Consider the following 18,120-nt stretch of genomic DNA (forward strand, 5'->3'; position numbering starts at 1 on the left):
CTGACCGATCTCTTCGATAATTCCGGTGAACATTATTTTTTCTCCGCCAATCCGCCGAGTATACCGTTCACAAATTTAGCGGATTCTGCTGTGGAAAATTTTTTGGCCAGCTCCACAGCTTCATCGATCGCCACGCTGGGCGGCGTGCGCAGAAACCTGATCTCGTACACGGCCAGACGCAAAATCGCTCTGTCCACGCTGGTAATTCTGGCCAGTGACCAGCCGATCGATTTTTCCACAATATATTTATCCAGCTCAGCCAAATGTTCGCGCGCGCCGGACGCCAGCTCACCGGCAAATCGCACGGTTTCCGGTATCAACCGCTCACGCCGCGCGGACTGCTCCAGCAAAAAATCCAGATCGTTTTGTCCGGCGTCCAGCTGAAATAAAACCTGCATGGCCAGCCGCCGCGCGGTGCTGCGTTTACCCATGAAAAATCCTTTTTTCCAGAAAATCGGTCTGCACATCGCCACGGATAAAATATTCATTGCTCAAAACTTTTTTGTGAAATGGTATCACCGTCTTAACGCCAGTAAAAACAAATTCGCCCAGCGCGCGCTGCGCCCGTTCGAGAGCCTCGGCGCGGGTCTGCCCCCAAACGATAAGTTTGGCCAGCATGCTGTCGTAATTGGGCGGCACCTGGTAGCCCGGATAAACGTGCGAATCCACGCGCACGCCCGGCCCGCCCGGCGGCAGGAAAAGCTCAATACGTCCGGGCGACGGCCGAAAATCATTTTCCCAATCTTCGGCATTGATGCGGAATTCGATGGCGTGGCCGTTGGTCTTGATGTCGCTTTGCTGAAAAGCCAGCGGCAAACCAGCGGCGATCTTTATTTGCTCTTTGATCAAATCAATGCCGGTCACACATTCCGTCACGCAATGTTCGACCTGAATACGCGTGTTCATTTCCATAAAATAAAAATCGCTGCGGGCGTCAACTAAAAACTCGACAGTGCCCGCGCCCTCGTAATGCACAGCCCGCGCCGCTTTGACCGCCGCCTCGCCCATTTTGGCGCGCACAACGGGCTGGAGAAAAACCGAGGGCGCTTCCTCAATGAGCTTTTGGTGGCGGCGCTGCACCGAGCAGTCGCGTTCGCCCAGCCAGACCACCCTGCCGTGCTGGTCAGCTAAAATCTGCATTTCGATATGCCGCGGCTGGAGAATATATTTTTCCAGATACACACCGCCGTTGCCAAAACAGGATTTGGCCTCTTCCGACGCCGCGGCAAAAAGTTTGGCCAGCTCGTCCGCTTTCTCCACCAGACGCATACCGCGCCCGCCGCCGCCGGCCGTAGCCTTGATGAGCGCCGGATAGCCGATCTCCTCGGCGGCCTGCCGCGCCGTTTCCGCGTCAGGAATAAGATCTTTTGAGCCGGGCACGCAGGGCACGCCGGCCGCCTGCATAGTTTTGCGGGCATTGGCTTTGTCGCCCATAGCGTTGATCGCCCGCACCGACGGCCCGATAAATTTGATATTGTGCGCCTGACAGACTTCCGCAAAAGCCACGCTTTCGGCCAAAAAACCGTACCCCGGGTGTATCGCATCGGCGCCGGTCATTTCCGCAACGGCCATCAAGTGGGGAATATTTAAATAACTATCCCGGGCTGGCGCGGGGCCGATACAGTACGCTTCGCCGGCCATACGCACATGCAGACTCTCGCGGTCAGCTTCGGAGTACACGGCTACCGTAGCCACATTTAATTCCTGACAGGCGCGGATGATCCGCACCGCAATTTCGCCGCGGTTGGCGATCAAGATCTTTTTAAACATTTTCGCCCTTTCTTAGCATCTAAAACAAACCGGGGGAAAATTATAACAAACATTAGCTTATTGAGCGAACAGCTTGGCGCGTCGTAAACACTCCGCGGCAAACATTTTCTGGTTTTCGCGTAATTTTTAGGTAAAATTAAAGAAAAGGGGCAGTATCGTAAAATCCTGCCCCTTTTTCGCCAAATCTCCGCGCTAAAACTATTTAAACATCAGATAATCCATACAGCCAAAAGCTCCCATAAACCCTAGACCGGCGCACACACCATACTCCAAACCACCGGCAGACATATCCATATCTAACTGCTTCGCAAAACGCACGATTAGCCAGCAAGCCACAAACACCAATGCTACGAATAACAGCATTGCCTCCCTCGCTTTCTCCCCCAAGGCATAACCACGCCGCATTCATAATCAGTCATAACAGGGATACTCTAGTACAGTATTATAATAACACAATACGGATTTTTGTCAAGCGAAATTTTATGAAAAAGCACGCTCAGGACAGCCAATATACGGGTTTTCAGCGCAAATAAGGCAAAAATGCCGCGCTTTAAGTTACCAGCAGCGTGCTGTCAAGGCCCCGGCTTCGTCCGTCAGCCCGAACTAAATTATTAACATAGCATCGCCAAATGAAAAAAAGCGGTAACGCTGCCTGATCGCTTCTTGATAAACGGACAAAATTTTTTCGCGGCCGGCCAGCGCGGACACCAGCAAAAGCAGCGTCGATTTGGGCAGATGAAAATTAGTTATCAGGGCGTCAACGGCCTGAAATTGATACCCCGGGTAAATATAAATGTTGGTTTGGCCATGCAGAGGCGTTGCCGGCAACGTCTCTGCATGGCCTGATACCACAGTTTCCAGGACGCGCGCGGACGTGGTGCCGACGGCGATCACGCGTCCCCCTCGCGCGCGGCATTCCCGCACCGCCCGCAGCGTTTCCTCCGGGCAAAAATATTCCTCAGCATGAATATTGTGTTTCCGTATATCAGCGGTCTGCAGCGGCTGAAAAGTGCCGGGTCCGACGTGCAAAGTAACAAAAGCGCTGGCCGTGCCTTTGGCCTTGATCCTGTCCAGCAATTCTTGCGAAAAATGCAGTCCGGCGGTCGGCGCGGCGGCGGCGCCCGGCGTTCTGGCGTAGACCGTCTGATAACGCTCGGCTAATTCTAAGCGGCCACTGACTGTAAGCCCGTCAGGGACTGTAAGCCCGCTAGGGAGCGTAGCATCCTGCGAATACGTCAGCGAAGTGGCCGCTTTAATATACGGCGGCAAAGGCGTTTGGCCGTAACGCAAAAGTTTTTCCCCAAAATCGCCGGCAAAAGAAAATTCCACGCGCCGCCGTCCATCCGGTAATTTTTCTAAAATCACCGCCGTGAAATCCGCGCCGAAACGCACCGCGCTGCCGCACGCCAAACGCCGCCCGGGTTTGACCAGCGCTTCCCAGTGAGCAGCGTCAAGCTGTTTCAGCAAAAAAATTTCGCAGCGTCCGCCGGTTGTTTTTTGTCCCAGCAGACGCGCCGGCAGAACTTTAGTGTCGTTGAAAACCAGCAGATCCTGAGGATTAAGATAATCCACGATATCGCGGAAATATTTATGCTCCAGAGAATTATTTTCCCGCCGCAAGACCAGCAAACGCGAATCCTCTCTCCGCGCGGCGGGAGCCTGCGCGATCAATTCCGGCGGCAGCGCATATTCATACAGGTCTGCGGAGAATTCTCCGGTCATTACTGTTTGTTGAAGTACTTTTTGAAATCGTCAGGATTGACGTTATTGATAAATTCCTGAAATTTGGCGGTCTCTTCTTTGTCTTTTTCAGAATTAACCATTTTGGCGCTGAGCATTACGTTTTCCAGCACAAAAATCGGCGAGCCAGTGCGCACCGCGACAGCAATAGCGTCCGAAGAACGGCAGTCGATCTTTAGCACATCTTTGGCGCCTCTGGGACGGATCTCCAGCACCGCGTAAAAAGTATCCTCTTTGTGGTCGACGATCACCACTTTTTCCAGAGCGGCCTGCATTTGCGTAAAAATATCGGCGATCAGGTCATGGGTCATTGGCCGCGGCGATTTGAAATCCTGCAAAGCCATGGCGATAGCGCCGGCCTCGAACATGCCGATCCAGATCGGCAGAAAATTGCGCTCCTCGCTGTCCTTCAAAAGAACTATCGGTGACATATTGCGCGGGTCAAAACCCAGGCCGCTCAATTCCATCTGGATCATTACTTAGCCCCTGGCTCTGGCGGCGATCTGCGCAAAAGCGGCGCTGTCGGCAATCGCCAAATCCGCCAGAATTTTGCGATCCAGCTTAATATTGGCCTTTTTTAAGCCGCCGATAAATTTGGAATAAGAAAGCCCCAGCTCCGCCAGCGCGGCGCTCAATCTCTGTATCCACAACGCGCGAAACTCCGCTTTCTTTTTGCGGCGGTCGCGGTAGGCCTTGACGCCAGCTTTAATCGCGCGGACATTGGCTGAAGCCTTGAAAAGCTTCTTGCCCGCGCCGCGAAAACCTTTGGTGCGTTTAAAAACTTTTTTCTTTTTTTGTCTGGCAACATTGCCGCGTTTAACTCTCATTTTCCTGCCTCTCCTTCAGCGCGCCGCTACAAATACGGCAGCATTACTTTTAATTTTTGCAGATCGGTTTTATGCACTGGCTGCAATTTGCTCAATTTCTTTTTGTTTTTCGGTTTTTTACATTCGCGCAAATGGGCGCTGCTGCCCGGCTGGCGCAGAACTTTGCCGCTGCCAGTTGCCCGGAAACGCTTGGCGGCGGATTTTCTGGTTTTCATTTTAGGCATTTTTGTTCTCCTTTGTTTCCGTCTCAGGCGCGGCAATTCGTATTTCCGCGGCGGGCTCGATCACTCTCTTGCGCCCGGGCACGATCACTATCGACATCTGGCGGCCAAGCAGCTTAGGCGTCAGCGTCGGGCTGTCTGTCCAGCCCAAATCCGCAATGTCCTCCAGATACCGCGCGATAAGCGCATGCCCCAGTTCCTGATGCGTGCCCTCGCGGCCTTTAAAAAATACGGTCAGTTTTACTTTGTAGCCTTTAGTCAAAAACTCCCGGCCGTGTTTCACACGCACCGCGAAATCATGCTGACCGATGCGCGGCGTTAATTTTAATTCTTTTAAAACATTGGTTTTATTATTGCTTTTTTTATTCGCGTCTTTTTGTTTTTTTTCTTTTTTATAACGATACTGGCCGTAATCCAAAATCTTGGCGACCGGCGGCTCAGAATTGGGCGATACCAAGAATAAATCCAACCCTGCCTCTTTGGCCTGCGCGAGAGCCTCGCCTTTGTCCAGCAGTATCTGCTGACCGTCGTCTAAAATCAATTTGACCTTTTCCGCGCGGATATACTGATTGAGCAGTTCGTTGGGCTTAATCTTACGCACCTCTTTCTTTAGCTAGGCTCAATATTATAGAGAGCAGGCAAGTTAGTGTCAACGCGGTTTTATCAGCTCAAAAAATTTGCAACAAATCTAAACAACTAACGATAAATTGTTATACATAGATACAATCTTTCTAAAAAGTAGGATATAGTATCATTAATAATGTTGGAGAAAAAAATTAATAATTATTAATTACTCGAACTTCACAAGCACATAGCGCTAAGTTGCCCCCCCCCCCCCCCGACAAAACTGATTGCCTAATAAACCTCTTAAATAGTTCCAGAATTATCACTCTGTACCAGGTGATAATCTCAAACGATTTTAATCGCCTCGAAGCACGCGCGAACGGAGGTGATCGTAAAATGCTGTAATCAATTTAATTTAATCAGAATTTGTGTCAGGTTTTTTTTAAAAAATAAAAAATAGGAGGTAATAATTATGTCATTAGGAAAAATAAATGGAACAGGATTAAATACGGATATTTTTAGAAATTTTTATCAGGGTCAGGCTGCTTGGCCGAAACCAGAGCCAAAAGAGGTAACTCTCGTTGAGTTTAATACTGATTTATTGAATCCCCCGCCTCTCTCCCTTGGTGTTTTCAATAGGCCATTCAGCGAATCAGAACTTTTGTCTGCCGAAACAATTTTTCCAAGCACAACGGAAGGAAACCAAATTGACGCTAACGGGATCAATCCGTCAAAAGCGCTAGCGGAACTGGTGGACACTAAAAAGCAAGCACAGCTACCAGTACAACAAACACAGATCATGGAAGAATCGCCCGATAAGATCGATGTTGTGCCAGAAACTGTAAGGCCCGCGGTCAATTTAGGTTTAAATTCTGTGCCGGAGTATGGTTTTAATTTTTATTCTACGAAATCCGGGTTTAGTTCTTATTCACCAACCACTACTACCGACGAAGGAATGGACGCTATAGGAACTGTGGGTTCCTTGACTATACCGTTCAATCCGCATAGCGATGGCTCTCAGGTAAATGGCTCATTTACTATTCTCGGCAAACAGGGATTGAGACTGGATGGCGGTTACGCCAATAAATATTTTTCCGCCAACGGTAATTTCAGCTATTTTTACCCGGAAAGCGCTCGTATTATAGGTCTGTCCGGCAATGCTGAGGGCCGAGCGAATGTGAATGACATACTGGGAGATCTCTTCGGATTGAGTTTTGTGGACAGGATACCTGTTCAAATTGATTTGCTGGGGAAAGGCGGTTTTGGCTATACCAAGACTAAAAAAAGAGCCGCTATACATCGCTCTACTCCGCGGCGTACAGAAACCCCGTCAGAAACGGATTCCCTGCCAGGCCTGGCCGCAAAGCTGAATATTCCGCTGTCCGCTTTGGAAACAGCAAGCGGGGTAGGCACAGCCCAGCAGATTGAGACTAATAATTATTCTCTGGCGCCGGACAGCCAAAACGCGCCTACGCCTATCATCGATAAGAATTATTCTGATTTGTTAAATGAGGTGAAAACTTATCTGAAGACCAATGATAATGACAGCGCCGAATCATGGCTGAAAAACAAGCTGGCCGGAAAAAGCGTAATAGTCATTACCGATAAAGGCGCCACTATAGGTACTGGCTCCTTGGACGATCTGAATATTAATTCGGAAGATGTGGCTGATCTGCTGGCCAGCGGCGAGCTGGAACAGAACGGGGATCAATATACAAAATATGCTCTGAGTAATTTTAAGTATACATTCAATGTGCCGCCGAATTATACCTGGACTGAATACGAATATGTGGCTGGCAATTATGAAGATACTGGCGAGGAAGATGTATTTACTGGCAATTTATTTTTTGGTCCGGATGTGAGCTGGACACCGGAATTCACATTTGAAGATGGTCCGCTGGAGAGACTTGTTCTCAACACATCTTTAGGTTTTTTACTGGGTGGAGCTTCTTATCGTAGATCCCTCAGCGGCCTGGACAAGTATAAAGAGATCATGGAAGCCGGCGGCACGTTGTATACCAACCTGGAAGATGGTTCACGGATAAAGGAAACAGCATCCAGCGGTATTCATATTGGCGATCAGAAATTCAGCGCTTTATTGGGTGATCTTCACGGCTTGATCTCCGCAACCGCCATCTTCTCTTTTAAAGGCGAGGCGACAGTCGGTGTGGAAAGCGGAAAGCAGTTTTTGTTCAGCGGTGATGAAGGTTTTACAGCAGCCCCCTGGGTTAAATACTACGCGGGATACACGCAGCAGCTTAGCGGATCGTTGTTTAAAAGTGTTGGCGCAGATTTTTCGGTAAAACAGCGCTTTTTTGACGGCGGTGAAACCAGCAATTTATACAATATTGGTTTGAGAGGACAAATCAGTGATATAACTATAGGAGCAGCTGTAGGCGGCCAGAAACTTGGCGACAAGGTGTCCGTTGGTGTTGCGGTCCCCAATCCAATTGATGCCGGCGGCGTAGCTAAGGTTGAATTGGTCAGCCAAAAAGCAAATGGCGGCGAGCGGGAGACAGCAGTGACCCTGAGCTACGCTCATACCTTTGGCGTGTCTGCCAAAAATCAGCCGACGCAGGGAAAACAACAGGCGCACGGCAGCGGCGACGCAAACGAAAAGCTCAGCGATATTTTGGGCGGGTTAACCACTCAGGTCGCTTTGAAGCCGGGCAATGACCGCAAACGCCGCAAGGACGGAACCTGGGAAAACAACCAGTATATCGACATTGACAGGAAGGGTTTGTTTAAGGAAAACACGCCGATCATACAAGCCTTGGCTAAGGCCGGCTTAGATATAAACAATGGCGATTATAAGATAGTGCACAGTATCACTGGCGATAGAATTCGGATCAAGGTTTCAGCTATAAACAAGTTGGAAATCGCGCCGGCTGTTTCTGCTTAACCAATCGTTCTTTTGAGAACGAGCATAGAGGGAGGAAAAGGGCATCCTTAAACGGATGCCCTTTAGAAAAACTTACGACGCGTGGAAAGTTTCGATGAAAACAACGGGATTATCAGTAAGCACGCAGGCTATCAGCGTTTATCCAGCCCAAACTCGCTGTGAATGGATTTGACCGCGCGTTTTAATTCTTTTTTCTCGATGATGCAGGAAATTTTAATTTCCGAGGTAGAAATCATTTGAATATTGATCTTCTCCCGCCCGAGAGCCGCGAACATCCGCGCCGCCACGCCCGGAGCGCTGGCCATGCCGATGCCGACCACCGAAACTTTGGCCACATCTGTGTCACCGACCACGCGGCAGCCGTCCCAGCCGCGGGCTTTTTCCTCGGTCAATTTCAAGGCTTTAGCGTAATCATCATTGCTCACCGTGAAAGAAATATCGTTTTTCTTGGCTTCCTCGTGGATGCTCTGCACAATAACATCGACATTAACTTTGGCGCCGGCCAGCGCGCTAAATAATTCCGCGGCCATGCCCGGCACATCCGGCACGTACAGCAAACCGATCCTGGCCACATCGTCATCCGCGGCCACGCCTGAGACCGTATCTAATTTTTCTCCCGCCATAGTGATCAGCGTCCCCTGGCCTTCTTTATGGCTATGCTTGACCGCGATAGTCATATTATTTACCTTAGCGCACTCGACCGCGCGCGGGTGCATCACGCCGGCGCCGAGGCTGGCCAGCTCCAGCATTTCCTCATGAGAGATCACGCTGAGCCGCCGCGCTTCCGGCAGCACGCGCGGATCTGTTGTATACACGCCGTCCACATCGGTATAAATCTCGCAAACCTCGGCCCGCAGCGCCGCCGCGATCACCACCGCCGAAGTATCTGAACCGCCGCGGCCGATAGTCGTAACATCGCCGCGCGAATCCAAACCCTGAAAGCCAGTCACCACCACGATTTTTCCCGCGCGCAGTTCCTGCTTGATCCGCTTAGCGTCAACACTGATAATTTTACATTTATTATGATTGTCCTCGGTGCGGATACCCGCCTGCCAGCCGGTCAAGGAAACCGCCTGACCGCCCTGCGCGATGATCGCCTGCGCCAGCAGCGCGGCGGATTCATTTTCGCCGACCGACACCAGCGCGTCATACTCCCGCGGATCGTAGACGGGAGCCAGCTTTTTTATTTTGGTGATCAGCGCGTCAGTGGATTGCCCCATCGCTGAAACCACGGCGATAACCTGATTACCGGCGGCCTGCGCGGCCAAAACTTTTTTGGCCACATTTTTGATCTTATCTATAGCGCCGACGGAAGTTCCGCCGTATTTTTGGACAATTAAAGCCATGTTTACTCCATTAAAACGGGGAAAATTATAACACAAACTTTTTGCCGCCGCGCCGGTCAATTGCCAGCCATAACTTATTCTGTCTTTTTGAGCTGGTTCTTCGCACCAAATCCTTGACCAGCGTTAGGATAAACTCTTGAAATCCAGCGTCCAGTTTTTTGACCAGACTGACTATCTGCAGCTCAAAGGCTCTTTGCCGGAATTTATTTTTATCCAGCGGCGTGTCCGACAAGTCATTAAACCACCAGTCCATGCTCACGCCATATTTTTTACTGATCCGCAATAAAGTTTTTAAATGCGGTAAGCGGTGGCCTTTGAGAATACGGTAAAACTCGCTTAAATCAATATCCAAACTATCCGCCGCCGCCTCGTTTGTCTCATCGCTGTTTTTACGCAAAAACTCCATTTTTTTACTAATCAGTTTTTTTAATGTTTCACTGCTTATTTCACTGGGCATTTGTCCACCTTTTACTGGATTGCTGACAAAAGTCTAAGCATCGCTTATTCTCTTTATAATAGTCATTAGTCCATTGTATTTTAGAGGATTATTGACATAATACCGATCGTCTGTTATCATTAGCATAATGGTCAAAGTTCTACTAAAAGATGGAATATTGACATAAGCGAAGGGGGGATTTTTATGGCAGACGATTACACAGATAATTATGACGGCATAGCAACAGGACAGCCGCTGTCCGCGCAGAAAATGACGGACGCGCTGAACACCAGAGAAAAGGTGGCCAATAAAAAAGATACTATCAGCGCTAGTTCTACAGAATACCCGTCGTGCAAAGCTGTTTCCGATAGTCTGGCCGGGGTGAAACTACCTATTGGCACAATACTGATGTACGATGGTTATAACTGGAAGGACAATGAAACTATGGTCGGCTGGTACGCCTGCGTCGCGGCGAACGCCGGTCGGGGCTGTCCAAATCTAGTGGGCAGCTTTATCAAAGGCGTCGGCACTGCGGATCCTCATGCCGCCGGCGGCAACAGCGGCAATGCGGTGACTATCGGCGCCAATAATTTGCCGACGCACACGCACGGCCTATCCGGCACGCTTACCACAGGCGATCAAAGCGCTAACCATACACACAGCATAGCGCATGACCATGCCGCGTTTAACTCCGTAGGCGCGGGCGGTCATACGCACACCGTTTCTATGAAAATCAGAGGAGGATCGGGCGTCACCGAATTCTTTAGCGGCTGGGGCACAGAAGCAACCTGGGATGATTGTCAAAACGTCACCGGCGTACGCTGGAGCGCGCCGTTTGCCACATCGAATCCCGGCGATCACGTGCACAGTATCGATGTCCCCAACTATACCGGAAGTTCTGGCAACAATAGCGTCAACCATACGCACGCCATTGATCTCACCAATAAAAGCACCGGCAACAACACAACCGCGGCGAACCAGCTCAGTATTGAACCGCAGTCTTACGCGCTGATCTATATCAGAAGATGCGTGTAATATTCTAACTTCAGGCTGCGGGGTCGTTTTTTATTTAGCCAACAGCCAGTCTATAATATTGAGCGCGTCAATGCCGTCTTGACTATAATCACGCCGGTCAGCGGTTATCAATAGTTTTTTAGCAGGAATGCCTCGGAAGGCGAAAAGTTCGCGCCGCAAAGTCGCCTCACTGTCAATAGTGTAAGCCACTTGAATATACTCCGTTTTACCATTTTTATTTGCCACAAAATCAATTTCGCTGTCGCGTTTCACACCAATATTAATAGTGTATCCGCGCGCAATCAGTTCATTGGCCACCACTGTTTCCAGCCGCGCGCCCCAATTAAGGTTGAGCGCCGAACGTTTTAATTGCAGCAAGCCCAAGTCCGCGACATAATATTTTTCCAGAGTGGCAAAAACATTTTTACCTTTTAGGTCATAGCGGTTTACTTTCCTAAATAATAACGAACCTAAAATATATTCAAGGTGATTGTACAGCGTCTCCGCTGATACCTTACGGCTCTGCGATTTAAGATATTTAGCAACGGTATGGGCGGAAAAAATGCCGCCTAGATTGTCCAGTAAAAATTGAATTATATTGTCCAGCAGATTGAGATCGCGGATTTTAGCGCGCTGAATAATATCGCGCAAAACAATTGTGTCATAAATATCCTGCAAATATTTGCGCGTGTCATTCTCGGTCTGATAAACAAAACGCCCCGGCAGTCCGCCCCATTTCAAAAAATCCTCAAAAACGTCCTGCTTGTCCTGGCCGTTTTTTATCCGCATAACTTCGCTAAAAGTAAAAGGCGTAACAAAAAACTGGACATAGCGCCCGGACAAATGCGTCGCCAATTCACCGGATAATAAATGCGCGTTGCTGCCGGTAATAAAAATACTCAAATTGCCGCGCGCGCGCAGAGAATTTACCGCCAGTTCAAAATCCTGAACTTCTTGAATTTCGTCAAAGAACAAAAAATATTTTTCGTTCTTGTGTACGCGCGCCAGAATATGCTTGTTGAGGACGTGAGCAGTTTTTAAATGCGCAAATTCTATAAACTCAAAATTGATCGCTATAATATGTCCGTCGTCAACACCTTTAGCGCGAAGTTCATCAGCAATCTGTTCCAGCAAAACAGACTTGCCGGAACGCCGAATACCAATAATAACCTTGACCAAATCGGTTATTTCCCAAAAGGGACGCACTGGTCGTAAAAATTGCTCGCGTTTTAACATCGCCTATATATTAAAATAATACTGTTATTTTGTCAAGTTTTATATACTATACCGAAAAAAGTCATCATTCTTGTATGTTTTTTACTAGTATAGTAGAAAAAACAAGCAAATATTTGCGTAAAAAGCTAAAATTATTCTAATACGCCAGCAGTTCCTCCAGCTCCGCTTTGGTGATTTTCTTTTCCGCGGCAACGTCGCTGGCGATGACCGCGTCGATGAGCGTCTTTTTCTTTTTTTGCAAAGCGAGGATCTTTTCCTCGACCGTGCCTTTAGTAATGAGCTTGTAAACAAAAACTTCTTTGGTCTGGCCGATGCGGTACACTCTATCCATCGCCTGCTGTTCCACGGCGGGATTCCACCACGGATCGTAAATGATCACGTAATTAGCCGAAGTCAGATTGATGCCCACACCGCCAGCTTTGAGCGAGCACAAAAAAACCGGAGTTCGCGCGTCGGCGTTAAACTTATCGATCAGCTGCTGGCGGTCTTTGGTCGCGCCGTCGAGATAAGCATATCTGATCTTTTCCTCGTCAAGATATTTGCGCATGATCGAGAGCATTTCCACAAACTGCGAAAAGACGATCACCTTGCTGCCATTTTCCAATATCTCCGCGGTCAGTTCTTTAAATTGATTGAACTTGGCCGACTCGACGATCAGCCGTTCGTCTTTGACCAGCGCCGGGTGGCAGCAAACCTGCCGCAGCTTGAGCAGGCCGGTCAAAATATTGAGCTGCATTTTATTGATGTCCGTCGTATGCAGCGCAGACAGCAATTCTTTTTTCTGCGCCTGCAAAACTTTGAGGTACAAAGCCTCCTGCTCCGGCAGCAGTTCGCAGAAAGAATCGATCTCGTTTTTTGGCGGCAGCTCGGTCAGCACTTCGGCTTTGGCACGGCGCAGAATGAACGGGTGGATTTTTTTGCGGACGCGCTCCGGTTCGCCGCTGTACAGCGCCCGAAAAAAATTCAGCGAGGACAAAAAGCCGGGCATGAGAAAATCAAAAATCGACCATAATTCGGCCAGACTATTTTCGATCGGCGTGCCGGTCAGCGCCAGACGCCAGCGTGTTTGCAGACATTTAACCGCTTTGGCAATGCCGGTCTTGGGATTTTTGATGTACTGCGCTTCGTCCAGCACGAGATAATCAAACTGCTGTCCGGAATAATGCGCCAGATCATTGCGCAGCAGAGCGTAGGAGGTGATCACAATGTCATGGCTGGCGGCTTCTTTGACTTTTAATACCCGGTCGCGGCTGCCGGACAAGACCAGCACTTTTAAGTCCGGCGTAAATTTATTGATCTCGGCCACCCAGTTATAAACCACGGAAGTCGGCGCGACGATCAGCGCGGGACGCTCCAGCCGGCCGGCTTGTTTCAAACCGGCAAAAAGCAGCAATACCTGCAGCGTTTTGCCCAGGCCCATGTCGTCGGCCAAAATGCCGTGAAAATTATGCCGGTGCAAAAAATACAGCCAGTTAAAGCCGTGCAGCTGATAAGGGCGCGGCTGCCCCTGCACGCCGTTCGGCAGCGGCGCGGCGGCAATGCCGGAAAAATTTTCCAGATCGGCCAGTAGCGCCTGCAGTGAAGCGTCCACCTGCGCGCTCATCTGCGCGCGCACGCCAGAGTACAAATAATACAGATCGTATTTGCGCACCTGATATTTGCCATCCGTTGTTTTTCTGCTGCGGCCTTCCAGATAACTCTGCAAATAAGTAAATTCCCGCTGCGGCACTTTGATCAGCGAACCGTCACTCAAGCGCACGTATTCTTTGTTATCCGCGATCAGTTTTTGGATCTGCGCGTGCGTAAAAACATTGTCCTTGACTTTGTACAGCGGCGTGAAATCAAACCAATCAATACCGGAAGACTGCGTGAAAGCCAGGTCGACATTAAAAGTCTGGTCGGCGTAAACGAACTGCTCCAAATGCTCGCCGAGAACTTTTAAACCGATATTCCGGCGCAGATTGGGAAATTCATAAGTCATAAAATCCACAAAATAATCATGCTCAATAAAAAAACGCTTTTGCTTGGCCGTGAAATGCAGGTCGCCCAAGTACACATTCAGCCAATCCTCGCTTTTTTTGTCGCGGCGCAGATAATAAGCCTGCCCCGCGCTCTGCACCTCGTAAAAATCCGCAGCGTTGTCCGCGCGGTACTCCGCCCGCGCCGGCAGGCCGTAATCATAGGACAATTTAATTTCCAGAACCTCTCTAGTTTCTTTGACGATTTCCAGCACCGGCGTCGGCGGCCCGGCCAGCACTGAATTTTTAAGCTCGCGCAGAGAGTCCGGCAGCTCGATCGGCAGTCCGCGCTCGGTCAGTACTGGCAGGCAGTCCGCGCTAAACTGCAGAGCTGCGGCCCGGCTTAAATAAACCGCCCCGCCAGCCAAATATTTATCCAGCACGCCGGCGATAAAATGATCGAGCTGATAAATTGTGTTCTCCCAGAGCAAAACTTTATTTTTTTCTCCGAGCAGTCTGGCGTTGTCCGCGCGCAAAATTTTCTCGCCGCACCGCAAGAGGAACTCATAGCGGCCTTTTTTTTCACGGAACACGCCGCGTAATTCCGGCCCGGCGGAGCTGAAGCTCAAGTCTGTGTCGCAGATCTGCCGGCGGTCAAGCTTGGCCAGTAAATAACACAGGCGCGCCAGCAGTTTTTGATTGACGTAAAAACAGCCGCTGGAAATCGGCACACCGGCCAGAAAACTGATAAAAATTTTCTCCGCGCGCGGCAGACGTCCCTTGGGCACGTCGCGCAAAAAACGAAAACTCGTATCGGATAAATCGACCGCGACCCGAAAGCTGCCGTTTGACAGGGTCAGCGCGTAGCGCAGACGCAGCCAGGGTTTTTCCGGTGGCAGCTTGACCTCACCTGGCAGCAGCTCGTGCAGATAAAACAAAGCTTTCTCTGCATACTCCTTGCCGATCAGATAACGGCCGTCTTTTTGCGGACACATCAGCAAAATATTCAGCAGCAGCTGCTCGGGCAAAGAGATCCGCTCGCGCGGCACATCACGAACATTTTCCACGTCCTCGGAATCGTAATGCAGCTCGACGCTCAAAGGCTCGAACCGCACATCATAAGCAAAAAAAATGTTGGGTTTGACGCGCGTCAGCTCTCGAAAAAAATCAAGCATTAGCCTGCCTTAGATTTAAAATAAAGGCTTATTATAACATAAAAAACCAGACCATTAAGAATTGATGAATAGTTTAAAAAGAAACCCCGATCAACTCATTGGCCAGCCACGAGCCGTCGTCGACTTTCTGGTAAAAGCGCACAAAATGATGCGGCGCGGCCACCGTGTAATACAGATAATATTTGTCCGGCGCGAACAAACCCAGCACGCCATCGACAGCCAATTCCAATTTGTAACACTCAAATTCTCCGGCCGGAACTTTTATTTTTTCCTTGCCCTGATACACCGCGCGCAACGGCAGGACATTGCCGTACTCGAACATATAAACATTCATTACCACCTTGTCTTTTTGCTCAAAAGGAAAACCGCTCAAAGAAACCAAAAAAGCGTAACGTGAATAAACATTGCCTGGATTTTTGGCGGTCAGGTTAATATTTTTGTCTTTGTGAAAAAAATTAATTGTGCCGTCGGGGCTGGCCGTAAAAGATTCTATTAAATAACTGCTCCGGTCAGAAACATTATACCGTTCGTCAGAAAGTGTCGTAAAATCAGAATAATTCAGCGTCACACTGTTGCGATAGGCTGGTCTGTTGCGGAAGGAATCGCCTTCGTAGGACTCCACATGCCAGTATTTTTGACCACCGGATACAACCGTGGTAATGTAAATATTCGCCGTGACGAATCCGGTTTCTTTATTGATGTAGTCGCGGATTTGATAGGTGAATTTCGGCGGCAGGCCGGAAAGCGCGCTCGACAGCGGCGGTAGTTCTGGTTCGCGCGCCGCGGCCAATAAAAACAAACTAAAAAAAAGAAACGCTTTTTTCATTTATTATTTCCCCGCAAAAATTTTTGAGCCTATTCTTACCATATTCGCCCCTTCCTGCACAGCGACCGGATAATCGCCGGACATGCCCAAACTCAATATCTCCAAACCATACGGCGCGGCGTGCAGATCATAAAGCCGCTTCATTTCCCGAAAATATGGTCTGGTCAGTTCTTTGTCCGGCAGGTCAGGCGCCAGGGCCATGAGCCCCAGCAGCCGGATATTTTTCAGTTCTTTACAGTATACCAGCAGTTCCGCCAAAAGTTCCGGCGCCGCGCCGGATTTTTGCGGCTCGCGGCCGATATTAACCTGCAATAAAATTTTCTGGACTTTGCCGATTTTCGCCGCTTCTTTATCTATGGCCGCCGCGGTTTTTGCCGAATCGACGCTCTGAATGATCTCAAAGATTTGCACGGCCTGTTTGACTTTGTTCGTCTGAAGATGGCCGAGCATGTGCCACTGCACGGGATATTGCTGGTATTGTTCCGCTTTCCGCGCGGTAGACTGCACTTTGTTCTCGCCCAGCACAAAATGTCCGGCCTCCAGCAATTCCCGCACCTGCTCCGGCGCGGCGTATTTGGTCACAGCGACCAGCTTTACCGTGCCGAGTTCTTGGCGAATATTTTGCAGATTAGTTTTGACTGGCATTTGTTTAATTTTCTGTTTTTACAGTGCTTTTCGTTAAAATATAAACTTTTCCCATAATTTATTTTCCTTTTTTTAAATCTACTTTAATCTGCCGTACGGCAGCCAGCAGCGGCGGAACATCATTACGCAAAATCAAAAAAACTCTCTCGGCATCCACGTCAAAATAATGATGAGCGATAACATCGCGCATCCTCATAATATCTTTCCAGGGTACAACAGGATATCTCGGCAACAACTCACCGCCAGTACGTTTATCCAGGTTTTTAACAGCCTCACCAATCGCCAATAGGTTCATATAAACTCCGTCCAAAAGCAAAACACCCGCTGGTGTACGCAGGAAATCATTAGCCGAAGCATAACTTTGGGTCTGTTCGATAATCAGCGACAAAGAATTTTCTATATTGTCCAGCAATTCAACAATCATTTGCTTGTCACGCATACAACACTTCCTGCTCTATCCGTTGGACGAAATGTGGTTTCAAATTTTTATGCTTGCGTACAATATCGACCGGAATGTCAAAAAGATTTTCCAGCTCTTCCAAAAATCTAACATTTTGTGAAAGCGTTAAAGCTGGGCCTTCATAGTATATATCCACGTCAGAATCATTAGTCTGCTCTCCGCGCGCCACCGAACCAAAAATACCAATACGCTTGATATTATATTTAGCCGCGTGCTGACGCTTAAATTTCCGCAAAAGCTGCAAATATTGTGATGTGTCACTCATTATTTAATAATACAGCTTCTCTGCATCAGCCGCAACGCCCATATTTAGCCGCGGTGCCAAACTGTACTATATTTACAAATTATGTCCGACCGACATAGATTTAATTTAACATTTTAAATGTTATAATCCAACCAAATTATGGACAAAACTAATACGGATACTTTGGCCAGATGTCTGGGCGCTCTGGAGCGTTCTTATATTTTGCTGGAGCAAAGCGAAAAAGATTCTATAGACTACGAAATGTACCGCAACTCACTGGTCAAAAGTTTTGAAATGACGCTGGAGCAAAGCGGCAAACTTCTGCGCAAAAAACTTACGCCCTATCTGGCCAGTAAAAAAGCGGCTGACGCGCTGACTTTCAAAGACCTATTCCGGCAGGCCGGACTGCATGGCCTGCTGGCTGCCGATGCCATCGCCCGCTGGCTTAATTATCGGGACAACCGCAATGACACCGCGCACGATTACGGACAGGATTTTGCCGAACACACATTGGCTTTGATACCGGAATTTTTAACCGACGTCAAAAATCTAAAAACGCTTATCGAAAATGTCTAAACTCTTTCTCCCGCCGGAAACACTGGAAAATATCCGCGCCATAATCAAGACAAAATATCCGCAGGCCACGGTCTGGGCTTACGGCAGCAGAGTGGACGGCACGGCACACGAGAATAGCGATATTGATCTGGCCATTAAAGATTTCGGACAGCCTGATGGTAATATTTTAAAACTCCGCGC

At 49.0% G+C, this 18,120-nt stretch carries 20 protein-coding genes; 4 read left to right on the forward strand and 16 right to left on the reverse strand.

The features are described 5' to 3' along the window. Positions 1-32 precede the first annotated feature (32 nt). From nusB to infC, 8 genes are all read right to left on the reverse strand, one after another. On the reverse strand, positions 33-431 hold the full coding sequence (gene nusB / locus LBJ25_04380; GenBank protein ID MDR1453190.1) for a transcription antitermination factor NusB: 399 nt from the start codon (positions 429-431) through the stop codon (positions 33-35). After that, positions 424-1,770 carry an acetyl-CoA carboxylase biotin carboxylase subunit gene (gene accC / locus LBJ25_04385; protein ID MDR1453191.1) on the reverse strand — a complete coding sequence of 449 codons (1,347 nt, stop codon included), beginning with the start codon at positions 1,768-1,770 and terminating at the stop codon, positions 424-426. Before accC ends, nusB begins: the two co-directional genes overlap by 8 nt. 198 nt (positions 1,771-1,968) lie before the next feature. After that, a complete protein-coding gene (locus LBJ25_04390) occupies positions 1,969-2,106 on the reverse strand; it encodes a hypothetical protein (protein MDR1453192.1) in 138 nt (45 codons plus the stop codon). 267 nt (positions 2,107-2,373) lie between these two features. Beyond that, a complete protein-coding gene (locus LBJ25_04395; GenBank protein ID MDR1453193.1) occupies positions 2,374-3,492 on the reverse strand; it encodes an S-adenosylmethionine:tRNA ribosyltransferase-isomerase in 1,119 nt (372 codons plus the stop codon). Beyond that, positions 3,492-3,986: a bifunctional nuclease family protein gene (locus tag LBJ25_04400; GenBank protein ID MDR1453194.1), complete on the reverse strand. Its 495-nt coding sequence runs from the start codon at positions 3,984-3,986 to the stop codon at positions 3,492-3,494. The genes LBJ25_04395 and LBJ25_04400 overlap by 1 nt, the downstream gene beginning before the upstream one ends. A gap of 3 nt (positions 3,987-3,989) precedes the next feature. Continuing rightward, positions 3,990-4,337 carry a 50S ribosomal protein L20 gene (gene rplT / locus LBJ25_04405; protein MDR1453195.1) on the reverse strand — a complete coding sequence of 116 codons (348 nt, stop codon included), beginning with the start codon at positions 4,335-4,337 and terminating at the stop codon, positions 3,990-3,992. Positions 4,338-4,363: 26 nt separating this feature from the next. Continuing rightward, positions 4,364-4,561, reverse strand: a complete 198-nt coding sequence (gene rpmI, locus LBJ25_04410; GenBank protein MDR1453196.1) for a 50S ribosomal protein L35 — start codon at positions 4,559-4,561, stop codon at positions 4,364-4,366. Next, positions 4,554-5,159, reverse strand: coding sequence for a translation initiation factor IF-3 (gene infC / locus LBJ25_04415; protein ID MDR1453197.1), 606 nt, complete (start codon positions 5,157-5,159; stop codon positions 4,554-4,556). Before infC ends, rpmI begins: the two co-directional genes overlap by 8 nt. A 435-nt stretch (positions 5,160-5,594) precedes the next feature. Between infC and LBJ25_04420 the strand changes: the two genes are divergently transcribed. Beyond that, a complete protein-coding gene (locus LBJ25_04420; protein MDR1453198.1) occupies positions 5,595-8,024 on the forward strand; it encodes a hypothetical protein in 2,430 nt (809 codons plus the stop codon). Positions 8,025-8,155: 131 nt separating this feature from the next. Here LBJ25_04420 and LBJ25_04425 read toward each other — a convergent pair whose 3' ends face one another. Together LBJ25_04425 and LBJ25_04430 are read right to left on the reverse strand one after the other, a co-directional pair. Continuing rightward, complete coding sequence (locus tag LBJ25_04425; protein ID MDR1453199.1) at positions 8,156-9,370, reverse strand: aspartate kinase; 1,215 nt, start codon at positions 9,368-9,370, stop codon at positions 8,156-8,158. A 25-nt stretch (positions 9,371-9,395) separates the two neighbouring features. Further along, positions 9,396-9,827 (reverse strand): helix-turn-helix domain-containing protein, encoded by a 432-nt coding sequence (locus LBJ25_04430; protein MDR1453200.1) that lies wholly within the window; start codon positions 9,825-9,827, stop codon positions 9,396-9,398. 183 nt (positions 9,828-10,010) lie between these two features. Between LBJ25_04430 and LBJ25_04435 the strand changes: the two genes are divergently transcribed. Further along, positions 10,011-10,841, forward strand: coding sequence for a hypothetical protein (locus LBJ25_04435; GenBank protein MDR1453201.1), 831 nt, complete (start codon positions 10,011-10,013; stop codon positions 10,839-10,841). Positions 10,842-10,871: 30 nt separating this feature from the next. Here the strand turns inward: LBJ25_04435 and LBJ25_04440 are convergent, their stop codons facing one another. From LBJ25_04440 to LBJ25_04465, 6 genes are all read right to left on the reverse strand, one after another. Continuing rightward, positions 10,872-12,056: an ATP-binding protein gene (locus tag LBJ25_04440; GenBank protein ID MDR1453202.1), complete on the reverse strand. Its 1,185-nt coding sequence runs from the start codon at positions 12,054-12,056 to the stop codon at positions 10,872-10,874. A gap of 136 nt (positions 12,057-12,192) precedes the next feature. Then, positions 12,193-15,189, reverse strand: coding sequence for a DEAD/DEAH box helicase (locus LBJ25_04445; GenBank protein ID MDR1453203.1), 2,997 nt, complete (start codon positions 15,187-15,189; stop codon positions 12,193-12,195). A gap of 73 nt (positions 15,190-15,262) precedes the next feature. Then, entirely contained in the window at positions 15,263-16,015 is a 753-nt protein-coding gene (locus tag LBJ25_04450) for a DUF3108 domain-containing protein (protein MDR1453204.1), read from the reverse strand. A gap of 3 nt (positions 16,016-16,018) precedes the next feature. Next, positions 16,019-16,660, reverse strand: coding sequence for a YggS family pyridoxal phosphate-dependent enzyme (locus LBJ25_04455; GenBank protein ID MDR1453205.1), 642 nt, complete (start codon positions 16,658-16,660; stop codon positions 16,019-16,021). Positions 16,661-16,718: 58 nt separating this feature from the next. Next, complete coding sequence (locus LBJ25_04460; protein ID MDR1453206.1) at positions 16,719-17,099, reverse strand: DUF86 domain-containing protein; 381 nt, start codon at positions 17,097-17,099, stop codon at positions 16,719-16,721. Then, entirely contained in the window at positions 17,092-17,385 is a 294-nt protein-coding gene (locus LBJ25_04465; GenBank protein MDR1453207.1) for a nucleotidyltransferase family protein, read from the reverse strand. The genes LBJ25_04460 and LBJ25_04465 overlap by 8 nt, the downstream gene beginning before the upstream one ends. A gap of 138 nt (positions 17,386-17,523) precedes the next feature. Here LBJ25_04465 and LBJ25_04470 point away from each other — a divergent pair, with 138 nt between their 5' ends. Beyond that, positions 17,524-17,940, forward strand: a complete 417-nt coding sequence (locus LBJ25_04470) for a nucleotidyltransferase substrate binding protein (protein ID MDR1453208.1) — start codon at positions 17,524-17,526, stop codon at positions 17,938-17,940. Continuing rightward, the coding region (locus tag LBJ25_04475; protein ID MDR1453209.1) for a nucleotidyltransferase domain-containing protein at positions 17,933-18,120 on the forward strand (188 nt) is incomplete at its 3' end. The genes LBJ25_04470 and LBJ25_04475, both read left to right, overlap by 8 nt.

Source organism: Candidatus Margulisiibacteriota bacterium (assembly GCA_031268855.1).
Taxonomy (GTDB): Bacteria; Margulisbacteria; Termititenacia; order Termititenacales; family Termititenacaceae; genus Termititenax.

Excerpts from the sequence above, each read along its gene's own strand:
- LBJ25_04440 (MDR1453202.1), bottom strand. The coding sequence starts at position 12,056 with ATGTTAAAACGCGAGCAATTTTTACGACCAGTGCGTCCCTTTTGGGAA.
- rpmI (MDR1453196.1), bottom strand. The coding sequence starts at position 4,561 with ATGCCTAAAATGAAAACCAGAAAATCCGCCGCCAAGCGTTTCCGGGCA.
- LBJ25_04470 (MDR1453208.1), top strand. The coding sequence starts at position 17,524 with ATGGACAAAACTAATACGGATACTTTGGCCAGATGTCTGGGCGCTCTG.
- LBJ25_04400 (MDR1453194.1), bottom strand. The coding sequence starts at position 3,986 with ATGATCCAGATGGAATTGAGCGGCCTGGGTTTTGACCCGCGCAATATG.
- LBJ25_04435 (MDR1453201.1), top strand. The coding sequence starts at position 10,011 with ATGGCAGACGATTACACAGATAATTATGACGGCATAGCAACAGGACAG.
- LBJ25_04425 (MDR1453199.1), bottom strand. The coding sequence starts at position 9,370 with ATGGCTTTAATTGTCCAAAAATACGGCGGAACTTCCGTCGGCGCTATA.
- nusB (MDR1453190.1), bottom strand. The coding sequence starts at position 431 with ATGGGTAAACGCAGCACCGCGCGGCGGCTGGCCATGCAGGTTTTATTT.
- LBJ25_04455 (MDR1453205.1), bottom strand. The coding sequence starts at position 16,660 with ATGCCAGTCAAAACTAATCTGCAAAATATTCGCCAAGAACTCGGCACG.
- LBJ25_04430 (MDR1453200.1), bottom strand. The coding sequence starts at position 9,827 with ATGCCCAGTGAAATAAGCAGTGAAACATTAAAAAAACTGATTAGTAAA.
- rplT (MDR1453195.1), bottom strand. The coding sequence starts at position 4,337 with ATGAGAGTTAAACGCGGCAATGTTGCCAGACAAAAAAAGAAAAAAGTT.
- accC (MDR1453191.1), bottom strand. The coding sequence starts at position 1,770 with ATGTTTAAAAAGATCTTGATCGCCAACCGCGGCGAAATTGCGGTGCGG.
- LBJ25_04420 (MDR1453198.1), top strand. The coding sequence starts at position 5,595 with ATGTCATTAGGAAAAATAAATGGAACAGGATTAAATACGGATATTTTT.
- LBJ25_04395 (MDR1453193.1), bottom strand. The coding sequence starts at position 3,492 with ATGACCGGAGAATTCTCCGCAGACCTGTATGAATATGCGCTGCCGCCG.
- LBJ25_04465 (MDR1453207.1), bottom strand. The coding sequence starts at position 17,385 with ATGAGTGACACATCACAATATTTGCAGCTTTTGCGGAAATTTAAGCGT.
- LBJ25_04445 (MDR1453203.1), bottom strand. The coding sequence starts at position 15,189 with ATGCTTGATTTTTTTCGAGAGCTGACGCGCGTCAAACCCAACATTTTT.
- LBJ25_04460 (MDR1453206.1), bottom strand. The coding sequence starts at position 17,099 with ATGCGTGACAAGCAAATGATTGTTGAATTGCTGGACAATATAGAAAAT.
- LBJ25_04450 (MDR1453204.1), bottom strand. The coding sequence starts at position 16,015 with ATGAAAAAAGCGTTTCTTTTTTTTAGTTTGTTTTTATTGGCCGCGGCG.